Annotated in this window: 6 protein-coding genes; 3 read left to right on the forward strand and 3 right to left on the reverse strand. The window is 61.8% G+C overall.

Annotated features, from left to right (window positions below):
* Positions 1 to 41: 41 nt before the first annotated feature.
* Positions 42 to 716, reverse strand: coding sequence for a PorT family protein (locus IPJ76_08420; protein QQR88218.1), 675 nt, complete (start codon positions 714 to 716; stop codon positions 42 to 44).
* 121 nt (positions 717 to 837) lie between these two features.
* On the opposite strand from IPJ76_08420, the gene IPJ76_08425 reads away from it, so the two are divergent.
* The 3 genes from IPJ76_08425 to IPJ76_08435 are packed head-to-tail and all read left to right on the forward strand — an operon-like array spanning position 838 to position 5005.
* Positions 838 to 3168 carry a TonB-dependent receptor gene (locus tag IPJ76_08425; protein QQR88219.1) on the forward strand — a complete coding sequence of 777 codons (2331 nt, stop codon included), beginning with the start codon at positions 838 to 840 and terminating at the stop codon, positions 3166 to 3168.
* A 16-nt stretch (positions 3169 to 3184) separates the two neighbouring features.
* Positions 3185 to 3556, forward strand: a complete 372-nt coding sequence (locus IPJ76_08430; GenBank protein QQR88220.1) for a transmembrane 220 family protein — start codon at positions 3185 to 3187, stop codon at positions 3554 to 3556.
* A gap of 9 nt (positions 3557 to 3565) precedes the next feature.
* The gene (locus tag IPJ76_08435) at positions 3566 to 5005 is read left to right on the forward strand and encodes an anion permease (GenBank protein ID QQR88221.1); all 1440 of its coding nucleotides are present in this window, start codon (positions 3566 to 3568) and stop codon (positions 5003 to 5005) included.
* A gap of 59 nt (positions 5006 to 5064) precedes the next feature.
* Here the strand turns inward: IPJ76_08435 and IPJ76_08440 are convergent, their stop codons facing one another.
* Positions 5065 to 13806 (reverse strand): T9SS type A sorting domain-containing protein, encoded by an 8742-nt coding sequence (locus IPJ76_08440; GenBank protein QQR88222.1) that lies wholly within the window; start codon positions 13804 to 13806, stop codon positions 5065 to 5067.
* Between the two features lie 287 nt (positions 13807 to 14093).
* Positions 14094 to 15902, reverse strand: a complete 1809-nt coding sequence (locus tag IPJ76_08445) for a M28 family peptidase (GenBank protein ID QQR88223.1) — start codon at positions 15900 to 15902, stop codon at positions 14094 to 14096.
* Between the last annotated feature and the right edge of the window lie 30 nt (positions 15903 to 15932).

Genomic DNA, 15932 nt, shown 5'->3' on the forward strand with positions numbered 1-15932 from the left:
GGAATGCGGGGTTCGGTGTTTTAGATGGATGCACACTACGCCTAGCCCTCTTCGCTTTCCTCGTCTTCAGCCTCTTCCTCCTCCTCGCTCTTCTTCGGCGGCCGTATCGGAAAGCGCCATGTGATCTGCAAACTGAAGACGATGTTGTTCGTAGTGCGCAAACTGCTGAAGAGGTTGATGCTGTTCTGGCCGCGCACCTCGAAGAGCCAGTTGCGCGTCTCACGGCCGAGCCCCAGGCCGATGCTCAGCTGGCTGCGGCTCTGCACCGGGTCGTACTGGTAGTTATCGATCTCGTTGCCATCGAGGAAGTCGCGCACACGGCCGCGCACCAGATAGCCGTACATGAGCCCGCCACTGAGGTACGTGCCGCCAGTGTCGGGCCGCAGGCTGAGCTTCAGCATCAGCGGCACCTCCAAGTAGTACAGCGAGATGTCGCGCCGCACACGAGACACGTTGTTAACCGTGATGCTGCCTTTGTGCATCACCATCGGTTCAATGAGCAGGCCAGCTTGTTTGCCAAGCGGCGCCTCGAAACCCCAGCCTACCACCGGACCGAACTTGGGCAGGCCGTTCCAACCGATGAATCCTCCGCTACCGATGGAGGCCATGCTCAAGCCGAGCTTGGGGCCATGGCGGTCGGCCGGTGACTGGGCCGTGCAATGGACCGCCGCACCGTGAAAGGCGATCAATAGCAGCATGCGTGCGGTGGAAGTCATGGTGAGGTAACGGCGAAGATGCGAACAGACGGGGTGCGGCCATGCCTTGTGAACACGCCCGCATGGACAGTCGCCCCGGGCCGAGCTCCTGCAAGCGGGCCCGGCCCGATACGTTCGCGCGATGCCTGCAAGGTCCATCGTTCTTCCTGCGCTCCTCTGCGCCGCGCTGGTCAGCGCTCAAACGACGGCTTTGCTCACAGGACGTGTGGTTGATGCAACGTCGCAACGCGGTTTGGCTGGTGCAGCGGTGGAGGTGGCGGTCGGTGACTCTACCTATGCTGCAGTGACCGACAGCAGTGGCCACTTCACGTTCGGGCCGCTGTCCACGGGCATCGGCTCGGTGAGCGCATCCGCAGGGGGCTATGAAAAGTCCGCGCTCAACGACGTCTGGTTGCGGAGCGGCAAACCCGAGCAGGTGGAGCTTTTGTTGGACCGTGCTGTCAAGGAGCTTTCAGAAGCGCGCGTGAGCGGCCTCGTTGTTCTGCCGCCCAAACCCGGCACCTACGACCTCACCGTGGAGAAGAGCCTGCGTTATGCAGCCACCTTCTTCGACCCGGCGCGCTTGGCCAACGCATATCCGGGCGTTGCCGCCACCAACGACCAAGCGAACCACTTCAGCGTGCGCGGCAATAACCCCAACGCCAACGCGTGGATGCTGGAAGGAGTGGAGATCGTGAGCCCCAACCACACCGGCAACGCGGGCACACCGAGCGATCGGCCCACGTTCAGTGGCGGGGGCACCACCATGCTGAGCGCGCAGATGCTCGGCAACTCGCGCTTGCTCACCGGATCGCTACCTGTGCAATACGGCAACGCGCTCGGCGGCGTCATGGACATGCGCTTGCGCCGGGGAGCCAACGATCGTGCGCGCTTCACGGCCCAAGCGGGCCTCATCGGCATCGACCTCAGCACCGAGGGGCCGTTCGCGAACGCGAAGCGCGGCAGCTATCTGATCAACTACCGGTATTCAACGCTGGGCCTGCTCGGGGCCATGGGGGTTGCGCTGGGCGATGAACTCATCTCGTTCCAGGACCTAGCCTTCAATGTTTCCCTGCCACTGGGTCGCAACGCATGGGTGAACGTGTTCGGCATGGGCGGCGTGAGCAGCAACCGGTTCGATGCGAAGGACAGCACCGAACGTGAGTTCGACAAGGACGAACGCAACATCGACTACGAAAGCCGCATCGGTGCCGCAGGCGCTTCAGCCACGGTACCCTTGGGGGCCGGCCGCGGCTACTGGCGAACTGCACTGGCCTGGAGCGAGAGTGAACAGGAGCGCGTGGAGAAACTGGATCCCGGCACCAACGGCATCATTGTCCGCGGCGACCAAGCATTGCTGAGCGAGCGGAAATTGTCGGCGAGCACCACACTGCATCTTGCGTTCGGTCCACGCTTCGATGTGCAGGTGGGCGCCAGTGCCATGGAACGGACCATGCACCGTATCGGCTTCGCATACGAGCAGGAGACCAGCGGTTGGTTGCTGCGGCCGCATGCCGAAGTGCGCTTCGGCATTACGCGCGGGCTGCGCATTTCGGCAGGGGCGGCCTGGTCGGTGTTCACCTTCAACGACGCAAGTGCCGTGCAGCCGCGGATCGCATTGGATCAGCGCCTCGGTGGATCAGGTTCGATCATTCTCACGGCGGGCTCGCGCGCGCAGCTGCCCCAGCAACAGCTGTACAGTACCGGCACCAACGCTGCCCCTTTGAACCGGGACCTCGGTTTCACGCGCAGCAACGAGGCGTCGCTGGCGTTGGCATTGCCCATCGGCGCCAGCGCCGCGCAATTCCGCGCAGAGGTCTACTACCAACAGATCACCAACCTGCCTGTCGCGGACACCCGGGTGGTTGATGATGCCGGCATCGGCACCTACAGCATGGTGAACGCTTGGGACGAAGCCACGTTCATCGCATTGCTCGATAGTGGAGAAGCGCGCAACATGGGCGTGGAAGTCTCGCTGGCCCGGCGCATGCTGCATCAATGGTTCTACCAAGTGAACGCGAGCGTATACGACGCGGTTTACACCGATGCCAACGGTGTTGAGCGCGGCTCACGCTGGGATGGTGGCTACATCGCGAACGGGGTGGTAGGCCGTGAGTGGGCGAGACAGAAGGAACTCGGCAAGCGCACATGGGGCCTGAGCCTGCGAGCCAATGCCATGGGCAATCAGCGCACCACACCGATCAATGAAGAAGCATCGCGAGCCTTGGGAACCACCGTGCATGACCTGTCGCGTGCTTACGAAGATCAGCTCGCTCCCGTCTTCCGCATCGATGTGCGTGTATACCTGAAGCGCGAACACCGCAACCGCACGGGAATGTGGGCGCTCGACCTGCTCAATGCCACCAACGCGCAGAACGAAGCCTTCAAGTACTTCGATGTGCGCAAGGATGAAGTGGTGACGAAGTACCAGCTAGGGCTCATCCCCAACATCAGCTACCGCATCGAGTTCTAACGCCATCAATCAAGGAATGAAGAAGATCTTCTACGCTTTGCTTGCACTTGTCTTCGCGCTGTTCGCTTACTGGAACCTGAACGACCCCGACCCCTGGATCTGGGCAACCGCCTATGCCGCGGTATTGGTGCTCTTCGCATTGGCCGTGCTCGGTCGTGCCGACCGGCGTATCAGCGGTTGGTACTCCGTTGCCCTCGGCATTTGGATGCTCACCATGTCCGGGGGTATGCTCGATTGGGCGAACGCGGGCTTCCCGTCCATTGCCGACGAGATGAAGGCCACGGCACCGCACATTGAGGTGGTGCGTGAGTTCCTTGGCCTGTTCATCGCGGTGGCTGCGCTGGCGTGGCTTGCTTGGAGCACGCCGAAGGAGATGAGGATGGGATAGCCCTCCACAATGCGCGCCCTCCTTTTCCGCCTTGCCGGTCCTGTGTGCGCGGTGTTGCTCTATCTCGCGTTTCAACACCTGGGCCACATGCCCGCCGCCATGGCCGGTGCTGTGCTCTGGATGGCCATCTGGTGGATCAGCGAGGCCGTGCCGTTGGCGGTGACATCGCTGCTGCCGTTGGTGCTCTTCCCGTTGTGCGGAATTGCCAGCACGGCGGCCACGGCCATGCACTATGGCAAGGAGATCATCTTCCTTTTCCTGGGCGGGTTCCTGCTGGCGCTGGGCATCGAGCGGAGCGGGCTGCATCGGCGCGCAGCGCTGTGGATCATGGTGCGCGCGGGCACAGCACCCTCGCGTTTGCTGCTCGGTGTGATGTTGAGCAGCGCATTGCTCAGCATGTGGATCAACAGCACCGCTTGCGTGCTGGTAATGCTGCCCATCGCGCTGGGCCTGGTGGACAAGTCGAAGCACGTCGAGGGGAACAACTTGGCTTTCGCGCTGCTCTTGGGGGCGGCGTACGGCGCGACCATCGGCGGCATGGCAACGCCCGTGGGCACACCGCCCAACCTCATCTTCATGGAGGTGGCCGAGCAGTTGTTCCCGCAGCAGGATGCCGTGGGCTTCGGGGCGTGGATGGCCTTCGGTGGACCTATCATGTGCATCTACCTGGCGTTCGCTTGGCTGCTACTGCATCTGTTGTTCACCCGGGGTATCGGGTTCGTACCGAACACCGCCCATACCGTGCGCGAAGAGCTGCGTGCGCTGGGGAGGCCAACCCGTGATGAACGGCTTGCAGCTGCCTGCTTTTGCAGCGCAGCCGTGCTTTGGATCACGGCGGGCCGTATCGAATTCAGCGAAGGCGTGGTGTACCCGGGTTGGCAGCGCGAAGGCACATGGCTCGAAGGCTTCAGTGATGCCGCTGTGGCCATTGCGTGTTCGATACCGCTGTTCCTTATCCCACGGAAGAATAGCGAGGAGAGCGGTGACCGCATGTTGCTCGGATGGGACTTCGTTCAACAGCGTGTGCCCTGGGGCGTGCTGCTGCTCATCGGCGGTGGACTTGCCATGGCAAGCGGGTTCGAGGCGAGCGGGTTGGCCAACATCATGGGCCAAGCAATGGCCGGTTGGAACACCGGCAGTGATGTGGCGCAAGTGGGGTTGATCGCGTTGACCACAACGGGCTTGAGCGAACTGGGCAGCAACTCGGCCATTGCCGGGCTTGTGCTGCCTTTGCTGGGCAGTGCAGCACCGGCGTGGGGCATGGAGCCGTTCACTGCCATGATCCCGGGAACCCTGGCGGCCACTTGCGGGTTCATGCTGCCCATCAGCTCGCCCATGATGGCCATCGTGTTCGCAACGGGTCGCGTGCCGGTGCGCACCATGTTGCGCGCCGGGGTGTGGATGGACCTCGCGGGGATCGTACTGTTGGCGCTTTGGTTCGGGTTGTAGGTGCGCAATGGAAGAAGCCCGGCTACTGGCCGGGCTTCTTCGCTCGTTATGGTCTCTGATCAGTAAGCGATCAGTCGTCCGCGCGACACAAGGCCGTCCAGCGTCACTTGGTAGAAGTAGACACCTTCGCCGATGCCCTCAGCATCGAGCAGTACGTCGGTGCGCTGGCCGCCGAGCACATTGGCGTTCACCGCGGGCACTACTTCCTTGCCGTTCATGTCGTACACCGTCACACGCGCGTTCCCGCTGCTCGGGGCCGTGAAGCTGATGGTGCATTGCTCGCGGAAGGGTGTGGGCCATGCTGTTGAACCGAAGAGCGATTTCCCGCCGTCCTTGCAAGGGGCGTCCATCAGCCAGATGATCTGTTCAATGACGGCCGTGTTGCCGCATTCGTCCGTTGCACTGTATGTCCGCAACAGATACCAGACCCCGGTGCTGTCCTGCATGAACACGTCAGCGACCAGTACTTCCGCTTTGCTGCAGTTGTCAGTCGCCGTGCATGCTTCCGGTGCGGGTATCGCATCGCAGGTCGCTTTGAGCTCCGTATCGAGGGTGCATGCGATCACGGGTGCTTGGTCGTCCACCACGGTGATGGTCTGCACTGCCGTACCGGTGTTGCCGCAATCGTCGGTCGCTGAGTAAGTGCGCTCGATCGTGTAGCTTCCGTTGCAGTTCCCCGGGATGGCCGTATCCACCACGGTAACGTCCAGCCAATCCTTGCATCCGTCCACTGCCCAGGGGGTCATATCAGGCTCCGGCACTTGGTTGCAGCTCACGGTGATGTCGGCCGGCACGCCCATGATGATCGGTGCTTGTGTGTCGACGACCGTGATGATCTGAACACAGGTCTCCACATTGCCTAGGGCATCGGTGGCGGTCCAGGTGCGCTCCAGCGTGTAGGGGCAGGTGCCGTACCAAGCATCCGTCCAGCCCACGGTATACAACGTGTCGCAGTCGGGCTTCTTGCGGAACACCGGATGGCCCACATCGAGGGGATGGTTCGACGCGCCGCATTCGATGGTGACGTTCGGGCCGCACTCCACGATCATCGGGCCGCAGTCGTCATCGCAATCACCAAGGGTCACAACCACGTCCGTACTGCTGCTGCAACCGTTTTCGCTCGTAACCGTCACGCTGTAGGTGCCCGCTTCGAGGACGGTGGGGTTCAGATCATTGCTGGTGAAACCGTTCGGGCCGGTCCACTCGATCGTCAGGTTGCTGCCGCTCACGGTCGTGGCGAGCACCAAGCCGCTGCCATCACAAGGCAGAACGCCGCCGGTGGATTGCACCTCCGGCTGGGCGAGGTCTTCGTCGACGACCGCCTGGGCCGTGCTCGTGCATCCGTTCAGGCCTGTTACAGTAAGCATGTACGTACCCGCGACGGTGACGATCGGATTCTGGTCGGTGCTGGTGAAGCCGTTGGGGCCCGTCCAGCTATAGCTGCCATTGCCAACGCCAATAAGCGTTACGCCCGTGTTGCTGCAATCAAGCGTTCCGCCACTGGCCAATGCGCCGGGTGCTTCGTCGTCGAGCAACACATCCGCCTGTGCTTGGCTGGTGCAGCCGTTCGCTCCGGTGACAGTCAGAACGTAAGTGCCCGCAACAGAGACCACAGGGTTCTGATCATTGCTGGTGAAGCCGTTGGGGCCGGTCCATGAGAAGGTGCCGTTGCCGTTGCCAGTGAGCATCACGCTGGTGTTGGTGCAGGTGAGCGTACCGCCGGTGGCTTGTGCACCGGGAGCTTCAACATCCAACAACACATCAGCTTGCGCCTGACTGGTGCAACCGTTAGCGCCGGTGACAGTGAGCACGTAAGTGCCAGCGACTGTCACAACAGGGTTTTGGTCATTGCTGGTGAAGCCGTTGGGGCCGGTCCAAGAGAACGTACCGTTCCCGCTGCCGGTCAGCATCACACTCGTGTTGGTGCAGGTGAGCGTGCCACCGGTGGCTTGTGCACCGGGAACACCGCTGTCTTCGAGAACGTCAGCTTGTGCCTGGCTGGTGCAACCATTCTGACCTGTCACGGTCAGGATATACGTGCCCGCAACAGAGACCACAGGATTCTGGTCGTTGCTGTTGAAGCCGTTGGGTCCGGTCCAGGAGAACGTGCCGTTGCCGCTACCCGTCAGCATCACACTCGTGTTGGTGCAGGTGAGCGTGCCGCCGGTGGCTTGTGCGCCGGGAGCTTCGTCGTCCAACAACACATCAGCTTGTGCCTGGCTGGTGCAGCCGTTCGCGCCGGTGACAGTCAGAACGTACGTGCCAGCGACGGTTACAACAGGGTTCTGATCATTGCTGGTGAAGCCGTTCGGTCCGGTCCACGAGAACGTGCCGTTGCCGCTACCGGTGAGCATTACGCTGGTGGTGCTGCAGGTGAGCGTGCCGCCGGTGGCTTGTGCGCCGGGAGCTTCATCATCGAGCAATACATCAGCTTGGGCCTGGCTGGTGCAGCCGTTCAGACCAGTCACAGTGAGCACATAGGTGCCCGCTACCGTCACGACAGGGTTCTGGTCGTTGCTGTTGAAGCCGTTGGGGCCGGTCCACGAGAACGTGCCATTGCCGTTGCCCATCAGCATCACGCTAGTGTTGCTGCAGGTGAGCGTGCCGCCAGTGGCTTGTGCGCCGGGAGCATCGCCATCAAGCAACACATCGGCCTGTGCTTGGCTGGTGCAGCCGTTCGCGCCGGTGACAGTCAGAACGTACGTGCCAGCGACGGTTACAACAGGGTTCTGATCATTGCTGGTGAAGCCGTTCGGTCCGGTCCACGAGAACGTGCCGTTGCCGTTGCCCATCAGCATCACGCTCGTGTTGCTGCAGGTGAGCGTTCCGCCGGTGGCTTGTGCGCCGGGAGCTTCATCATCGAGCAATACATCAGCTTGGGCCTGGCTGGTGCAGCCGTTGGCACCTGTGACAGTCAGAACGTACGTGCCAGCGACAGAGACCACAGGGTTCTGGTCATTGCTGGTGAAGTTGTTCGGGCCGGTCCACGAGAACGTGCCGTTGCCACTGCCAGTCAACATCACACTCGTGTTGCTGCAAGTGAGCGTGCCGCCAGTGGCTTGTGCACCGGGAGCTTCATCATCCAACAACACATCTGCTTGCGCTTGGCTGGTGCAGCCGTTGGCGCCGGTCACAGTGAGCACATACGTACCAGCGACAGAGACCACCGGGTTCTGATCGTTGCTGGTGAAACCGTTGGGGCCGGTCCATGAGAAGGTGCCGTTGCCGCTGCCAGTCAACATCACACTCGTGTTGTTGCAAGTGAGCGTGCCGCCAGTGGCTTGTGCGCCGGGAGCTTCGTCGTCGAGCAAGACATCAGCTTGGGCCTGACTGGTGCAGCCGTTCTGACCAGTCACGGTGAGCACATAGGTGCCCGCTATCGTCACGACAGGGTTCTGGTCGTTGCTGTTGAAGCCGTTGGGGCCGGTCCACGAGAACGTGCCATTGCCGTTGCCCATCAGCATCACGCTAGTGTTGCTGCAGGTGAGCGTTCCGCCGGTGGCTTGTGCGCCGGGAGCATCGCCATCAAGCAACACATCGGCCTGTGCTTGGCTGGTGCAGCCGTTCGCGCCGGTGACAGTCAGAACGTACGTGCCAGCGACGGTTACAACAGGGTTCTGATCATTGCTGGTGAAACCGTTCGGGCCGGTCCATGAGAACGAACCATTGCCGCTACCGGTGAGCATTACGCTAGTGGTGCTGCAGGTGAGCGTTCCGCCGGTGGCTTGTGCGCCGGGAGCTTCGTCGTCAAGCAATACATCAGCTTGTGCTTGACTCGTGCAACCGTTCTGACCTGTCACGGTCAACACGTACGTGCCAGCGACAGAGACCACAGGGTTCTGGTCATTGCTGGTGAAACCGTTCGGTCCGGTCCACGAGAACGTGCCGTTGCCGTTGCCCATCAGCATCACGCTCGTGTTGCTGCAGGTGAGCGTTCCGCCGGTGGCTTGTGCGCCGGGAGCATCGCCATCAAGCAACACATCGGCCTGTGCTTGGCTGGTGCAGCCGTTCGCGCCGGTGACAGTCAGAACGTACGTGCCAGCGACGGTTACAACAGGGTTCTGATCATTGCTGGTGAAGCCGTTCGGTCCGGTCCACGAGAACGTGCCGTTGCCGCTACCGGTGAGCATTACGCTGGTGGTGCTGCAGGTGAGCGTTCCGCCGGTGGCTTGTGCGCCGGGAGCTTCGTCGTCGAGCAACACATCTGCTAGCGCCTGGCTGTTGCAGCCGTTCAGACCAGTCACAGTGAGCACATAGGTGCCCGCTACCGTCACGACAGGGTTCTGGTCGTTGCTGGTGAAGCCGTTCGGTCCGGTCCACGAGAACGTGCCGTTGCCGTTGCCCATCAGCATCACGCTCGTGTTGCTGCAGGTGAGCGTTCCGCCGGTGGCTTGTGCGCCGGGAGCTTCATCATCGAGCAATACATCAGCTTGGGCCTGGCTGGTGCAGCCGTTGGCACCTGTGACAGTCAGAACGTACGTGCCAGCGACAGAGACCACAGGGTTCTGGTCATTGCTGGTGAAGTTGTTCGGGCCGGTCCACGAGAACGTGCCGTTGCCACTGCCAGTCAACATCACACTCGTGTTGCTGCAAGTGAGCGTGCCGCCAGTGGCTTGTGCACCGGGAGCTTCGTCGTCGAGCAACACATCTGCTAGCGCCTGGCTGTTGCAGCCGTTCAGACCAGTCACAGTGAGCACATAGGTGCCCGCTACCGTCACGACAGGGTTCTGGTCGTTGCTGGTGAAGCCGTTCGGTCCGGTCCACGAGAACGTGCCGTTGCCGTTGCCCATCAGCATCACGCTCGTGTTGCTCCCGGTGAGCGTTCCGCCGGTGGCTTGTGCGCCGGGAGCTTCATCATCGAGCAATACATCAGCTTGGGCCTGGCTGGTGCAGCCGTTGGCACCTGTGACAGTCAGAACGTACGTGCCAGCGACAGAGACCACAGGGTTCTGGTCGTTGCTGTTGAAGCCGTTGGGGCCGGTCCATGAGAACGTGCCGTTGCCGCTGCCCATCAACATCACACTCGTGTTGCTGCAAGTGAGCGTACCGCCGGTGGCTTGTGCGCCGGGAGCTTCGTCGTCGAGCAAGACATCAGCTTGTGCTTCGCTGGTGCAACCGTTCTGACCTGTCACGGTCAGAACGTACGTACCAGCGACAGAGACCACCGGGTTCTGATCGTTGCTGGTGAAACCGTTCGGTCCGGTCCATGAGAAGGTGCCGTTGCCGCTACCGGTCAACATCACACTCGTGTTGTTGCAAGTGAGCGTGCCGCCAGTGGCTTGTGCACCGGGAGCTTCATCATCCAACAACACATCGGCTTGGGCTTGGCTGGTGCAACCGTTGGCGCCGGTCACAGTGAGCACATACGTACCAGCGACAGAGACCACCGGGTTCTGATCATTGCTGGTGAAACCGTTGGGGCCAGTCCACGAGAACGTGCCGTTGCCGTTACCGGTGAGCATCACACTTGCGTTGCTGCAAGTGAGCGTACCGCCGGTGGCTTGTGCGCCTGGCAGAGTATTGTCCACCGTCACGTCCACCATATCAACACTGGAACAACCCGAGTTCGGGTCGGTGACCGTAAGTGTGTAGGTGCCCGGTTGGTCCACCGTTGCGTTCTCGCTGCCTGCGCCGCTCACGATACCCGGCCCGGTCCATGCGAACGAAACACCGGGAGTCGTGGAAGAACCATCGAGCAGCACCGTGCCGTTCTGTGCACATGTGATCACCGCGTCGGCACCTGCGTTGGCATTGGGCAATCCGGTGCCGTTGATCGCTACAGGCAGCACGAAGGTGCACCCGTTGAAGTCAGTGATGGTCACGCTGTAGCTACCGGCGGGCACGTTGCTGAGGGTTGGGCCAACAGCGCCCGTGTTCCATTCGTACCCGTAGCCCGGTGTTCCTCCGCTACCGTTTGCCGTTGCGCTGCCGTTACTGTTCGCGCAGCTCGCGTCGATCACTTGTGCGGATCCGCCCAGGGCGCTGGGTTGACCGACCTGGAAGGTGTTGCTGGCTTCGCAACCATTGGCATCGGTCACGGTCACGCTATAGCTGCCAGCCGCCAGGTTCACTGCGGTCTGGGCCGTTTGCCCGTTGCTCCAGAGATAATCGAACGGGGCTTCTCCATCGGCGGTGGCTGTAATGCTACCATCGTTCCCGCCGTTGCACGAAACGTCTTCCACATCACCGCTAACGCTCATGATGCGCACGGTCACCACCTGATCGGCCGCACCGGCCAGGATGCACGCGTCGCCACCGATGATGCGGCGGATGTAGGTCGTCTGGTTCACCACGCCAATGTCCTGGCCCGAGAGGTTCTGCCCCGTGGCGCCGTTGATGTCGGTCCACACCGTGCTGTCAAGGCTGATCTGCCATTGGTAGGTGGCTGCACTTGGGAACGACGGATAGGCACTGGCGGCATTGTTCCGCACAACGGTCGGCAACGTGTACGAAGGCACCGAACCGAGGATGTCGCCCGGAATGGTGCCGGCGCAGATTGCCGTGCCTTGGTAGGTGATGCTGTTGCCCAACAGGTCGGGCGGATTGGCCCACACCACCAAGCCTGGTTCGTAACGGCTGGTGGGGCTGTTCTTCGTGGTGTTCAGGGCGCCCTGCGTCAGGGGAATGTTGTTGCTCTGGGCAGTGACGATGGTGTAGATACGGCAGTTGCTGAACTTGATGCCGCGCTCACCCACGGGGTCGTAGTCGTCGTTCGTGCCGCCATAGTATGTGCTGAACTCAAGCGCAGAGAGATCACTCTCCAGCTTCAGGAACACCTTGTCGTTGCTGCCGTTGTTCGTGGTCTGCAATGGAACGTTCGGAGAGGCGCTCACGGGGAAGTTGGCGCTGTTGGTGTAACCGAACACGTACACGTCGTTGTTCTGGTCCACGTTAAGTCCCATCATGTTCACCTCGTTGCTGCTGCCGCCCACATAAGTTCCGCCAAGGAAAGTCTGGTCGATGGCCATGCGGCCCACGTAGAAGTCGTTGCTGCCATTGTGGCCCGTGTCGAACGCGCCAGCAGTGATGTTCGCGCTGTTCAGGCCCTCCGTCACACCACCGAAATAGAGCTCAGTGCGCGTGGCGTTGAATTCCATGCAGAGCAAATTGGCATCGTCACCGGAATCGCTTGAGTAGTAGGACGACCACGTGGTGGCCGCCGTGGTGCCGTTGAGCCGTTGAAGGAAACCAGCGCTCGAACCACCGCGTGATGCCTGACGGGGGCTCACTGTTGGGAAGTTGGTGCTGGTCGTGTTGCCGCCCACGAACAGGTCGCCGCTCACGGGATCGTGCAACATGATGCTCGCGCGATCGGCACCGCTGCCCCCGTAGTTGCGCATCCATACCAAGCTGCTCAGGTCCTGGTTGATGCGGAACAGGAACACGTCGCTGCTGCCGTTGTTGGAGTTGCTCGCGCCCGAACCTGCGTTCAGGGTGAGAAGGTTCGCGCTCGTTGTACTGCCGCATACGAACACATCGCCGTTCGCGGCGATGCGCACGTCGTAGTTGTCGTCGGCACCATTGCCGCCGACCACGGCGGATTTGATGGAGTTGCCCGCGGGATTGATCTTCACCACGAACACATCGATGTCGCTTTGTGCTTGCTGGTTGAGGCTGCTGCCGCTGAAGGCAGGACCACCGAGCAAGGGGAAGTTGGTGCTGCTGGTCTGTCCGGTGATGTAGAGGTTGCCGTCGGGGCCCTGCTCCATGGCGTACGGGTTGTCATCGCCGCCACCACCCAGGTAGGTCTGCCACACGCGTGTGCCTGCGCCGCCCACTGTCGCAGGCTCCAGGTACTTGCCCACAATGGCATCCAGGTTCCCGTTCGTGGTTTCGTCGAAAGCACCTACGGTGATGTTGTCCGTGGTGCCCACCACGCGCGCCACGATGTAGATGGCCCCGTCACTGGGGTCGACCCAGATCGCATGGCCATGGTTATCGGCAGAACTGTTCGTGTTCACCCAAGTGGCCCAGCGCATGGCGATCGGGTCGATGACCAGCGGCTGCGACTTGTCGTACTTGCCCAGGTTGAAGGACAGCACATTGCCCGCAACGCGGTAGCTGGCTTCCACTTTCCGTTCCCGGCCCCCGGTCATCTGATAAACGAAGGGCGCCGGGAATTTCATCTCGCCAAGGCTGGTGGGCATCAACAGTTCGCCCGCTTCATTGATGCGCAAGCGTTCGATGCCCTTGAACTCGATGGCGATGTCGCGCGGGTCGCTGCCGGGTTTGCAGATGATGTCGTACTCCAGCGAACCGTCGGCTGCGGGGTAGTAGCGCGCATCGATGTTGTTGTATACGCCCGTGTACCACACCTCGTTGAAGCTCCGCACGCCCAGCGCCTCCCTGTTGCCGAGGAAGTAGTTGCTGACTTCCTCGTGCGCATCGCGGCTTTCGATGACCATGGTGGGCAGCACGTTGCGGAAGTGCATCATCCAGCCGTGGCCGCGCTCACGCCACATCAGCGGGCGCATCGGCTTGCCGTCGTGCATCTCCTGCTCGATCCGCATGCCTTCATCGATACGCGCCTGCACGGCGGCCGGGTCGTAGGCTTTCATGTACATACCCTCGCGCGTGGCGAGCGCCTGGCCCAGGGGGAAATCCGCACGGAAAACAACGGCCTCGTTGAACTGGCCCTTGTTCTCCGAGAACATGATCTCGTGCTCGTGCGTATGCAACAGCGCCTCGAGGTCCACCTCATTGGGCGGTGCCGCGGGCCGCTTCGCCAATTGGGCATGCAAGCCCGTTGTGGCGATGGCCAATGCGCACAGCAAGGCCGCTCGTGTCGTCGTTCTGTTCATGGTCGATGAGGTTGAGGTTTGAAGGATGCTCCGTGTTGAAGCACCAACCCATCGCCAGGCAGCAATGACAAGCTGGTCCGCCTGGTCAGGGCGGCCTTGGCGTGGTCAACGCCGGCACTTGTCGCAGCTTCCATCGATCTCCTCCGTTGGTGCTGTCCAAGTAGCCAGCGGTCAACCGATCGAAGCAGAGTGGCGGCAAATGAAGGGTTGTCCCCGTCCTGTTGTCAAGGTTCGTCGAACGGAACGTGCGATCCGTCGGCCCGCTGCCACCGTCGATGGGCGAATGCTCAGCGTGCCACCATGCCAACGGAGGCCATACGGCGACCGTCAATGACCAGGGTGGCGCTGTACACACCCGCAGCGCGCTTGTGCACATAAGTGACTTCGTTGCGTCCCGGCACCAACTGCAACGGCACACGCGCCACCGCTCTTCCGAGGGCATCGCTCACTTCGATGTAGGCTTCGTTGTGTACGAACGCCGGGGCCATTTCCACCACGAAACGTGTAGCGTATTCGAACGGGTCGGGGAAGGCCGGCAGGAGACGGATGCCACTGCCGGCCTGTTCCGTTTGTTCCGGAAGCCCCACGCCCCAGCAGTCGAGGCCATAGGGGAAGTTGTCCTGCACGCCGGGCGGGGTGTCCACATCGTTGTTCTTGTTCCACTCGCGCGAGAACGGGCCCATGATGCCGTCCTCATCGATGCCGGCGGCACTGATGAAGTAGGTCTCATTGGCGAGCAGGTTGGGGACCAGGAAACTGGTTGCGCTCGTGCGGTAAACGGCTTCGAATGCGGGTTCGGTCGGCACGCTGCGCACCCCGATGCGGTACTCGTTGGTGAAGGCGCTGTCGATGGTCACGCGCAACCCCGTCGGTTCGTCGAGCACGGTGATGTATGGAGCTTCAGGGCCTTGGGCCAGCATTGTGGCGCCCATGCCGTTGATGAGCGCGTTGCGTTGCAGGTAGCTGAAGTCCACGAAGAAGCTGTCCAGCAGGAGGTCGCCATCGGTGTCCATGCCCAGGATGTCGTCGCTGGTGTGCTGGTGATCACTGTAGCCGGGGTCGTCCACCTCGGCGTTGCCGTTCTCGTTGCGGCTGGTGAAGCGCAGGTTGCGGTAGCCGTGCTGGCGGAACGGGATGTGGTCACCACCACGCCCGTCGCGGTCTTCCTGGTTCTGCACGGTGATGTTCATCGGCACGGCCACCTGGCTTTGCAGTTTCTCCTCGTACCACAGTTCCATGGCGCGGGCAAAGCCACGGTGCACTTGTGCGACGGAGCCATTGCTGAACAAGCGCACCTCCATGCTATCGATGCTGCCGGGGATCTCACAGCTCGGCGGTGACGACGTTTCGCCGCAGAGCACGCCGCCCACGATGTCGTTGTTCTGCACACCCTTGATGCGGATGTTGTGGTCCTCGCACCATTGGGCCATGGCCTCAGCGCCGATCAGGCCGTGCTCTTCCGCCGTGGTGAGCATGAACACCAGCGTCCGTTTGAACGTGTAGCGCGGCAGCACGCGCGCCAGTTCCAGCACCAATGCACTACCGCTGCCGTTGTCCTCCATGCCCGGTGCCGGACAGGTCGCGTCGCAATTGTCGGCGCAGCGGCTGTCGAGGTGCGCTTCGATGATGATGATGCTGTGGTCGGTCGTGTCGCTTCCCGGAAGTACTGCCAGCACATTGCGCCATCCCTGCGCCGGGCCGCATTCAGCACCGTTCTGATCGAATTGCAAATACGCCGGGATCAAACGGTCTTCGTTCCCCGCGCTGAACTGCGCGAACTTGTCGTGCGCCCAACGCCGGGCCGCGCCGATGCCCGCGGTGGTGCTTACCGTGTCGCTGTAACTGTTGCGCGTTCCGAACGAGGCCATTTGCTCCAAGTAACCACGCAGCGAGTCGGGCCGGAGCAACCAACGCAGTTCGCACAGGATGGTCCGGTGGTCGCTGATGACAGTGCTAGCGGTGAAGTCGGCCGGGTCGTACTGTCCCTTCATCACCTGCTCCGCCACCGGCGATGTGCATGTGATGTTGGACACCGAGATCTGTGCGTGCGCGCACAAGGCAGAGCAGGATGCAACGAGCAGAACGATGTGGCGCATGAGCAGGGACTGTTGCGCCAAAGTAGCCGC

It is taken from the genome of Flavobacteriales bacterium, from assembly GCA_016699575.1.
Lineage (GTDB): Bacteria > Bacteroidota > Bacteroidia > Flavobacteriales_F > PHOS-HE28 > PHOS-HE28.

What these genes read in the sequence shown, in the direction of transcription:
- IPJ76_08420 (QQR88218.1), bottom strand. Translation starts at nt 716, where the DNA reads ATGACTTCCACCGCACGCATGCTGCTATTGATCGCCTTTCACGGTGCG.
- IPJ76_08425 (QQR88219.1), top strand. Translation starts at nt 838, where the DNA reads ATGCCTGCAAGGTCCATCGTTCTTCCTGCGCTCCTCTGCGCCGCGCTG.
- IPJ76_08430 (QQR88220.1), top strand. Translation starts at nt 3,185, where the DNA reads ATGAAGAAGATCTTCTACGCTTTGCTTGCACTTGTCTTCGCGCTGTTC.
- IPJ76_08435 (QQR88221.1), top strand. Translation starts at nt 3,566, where the DNA reads ATGCGCGCCCTCCTTTTCCGCCTTGCCGGTCCTGTGTGCGCGGTGTTG.
- IPJ76_08440 (QQR88222.1), bottom strand. Translation starts at nt 13,806, where the DNA reads ATGAACAGAACGACGACACGAGCGGCCTTGCTGTGCGCATTGGCCATC.
- IPJ76_08445 (QQR88223.1), bottom strand. Translation starts at nt 15,902, where the DNA reads ATGCGCCACATCGTTCTGCTCGTTGCATCCTGCTCTGCCTTGTGCGCG.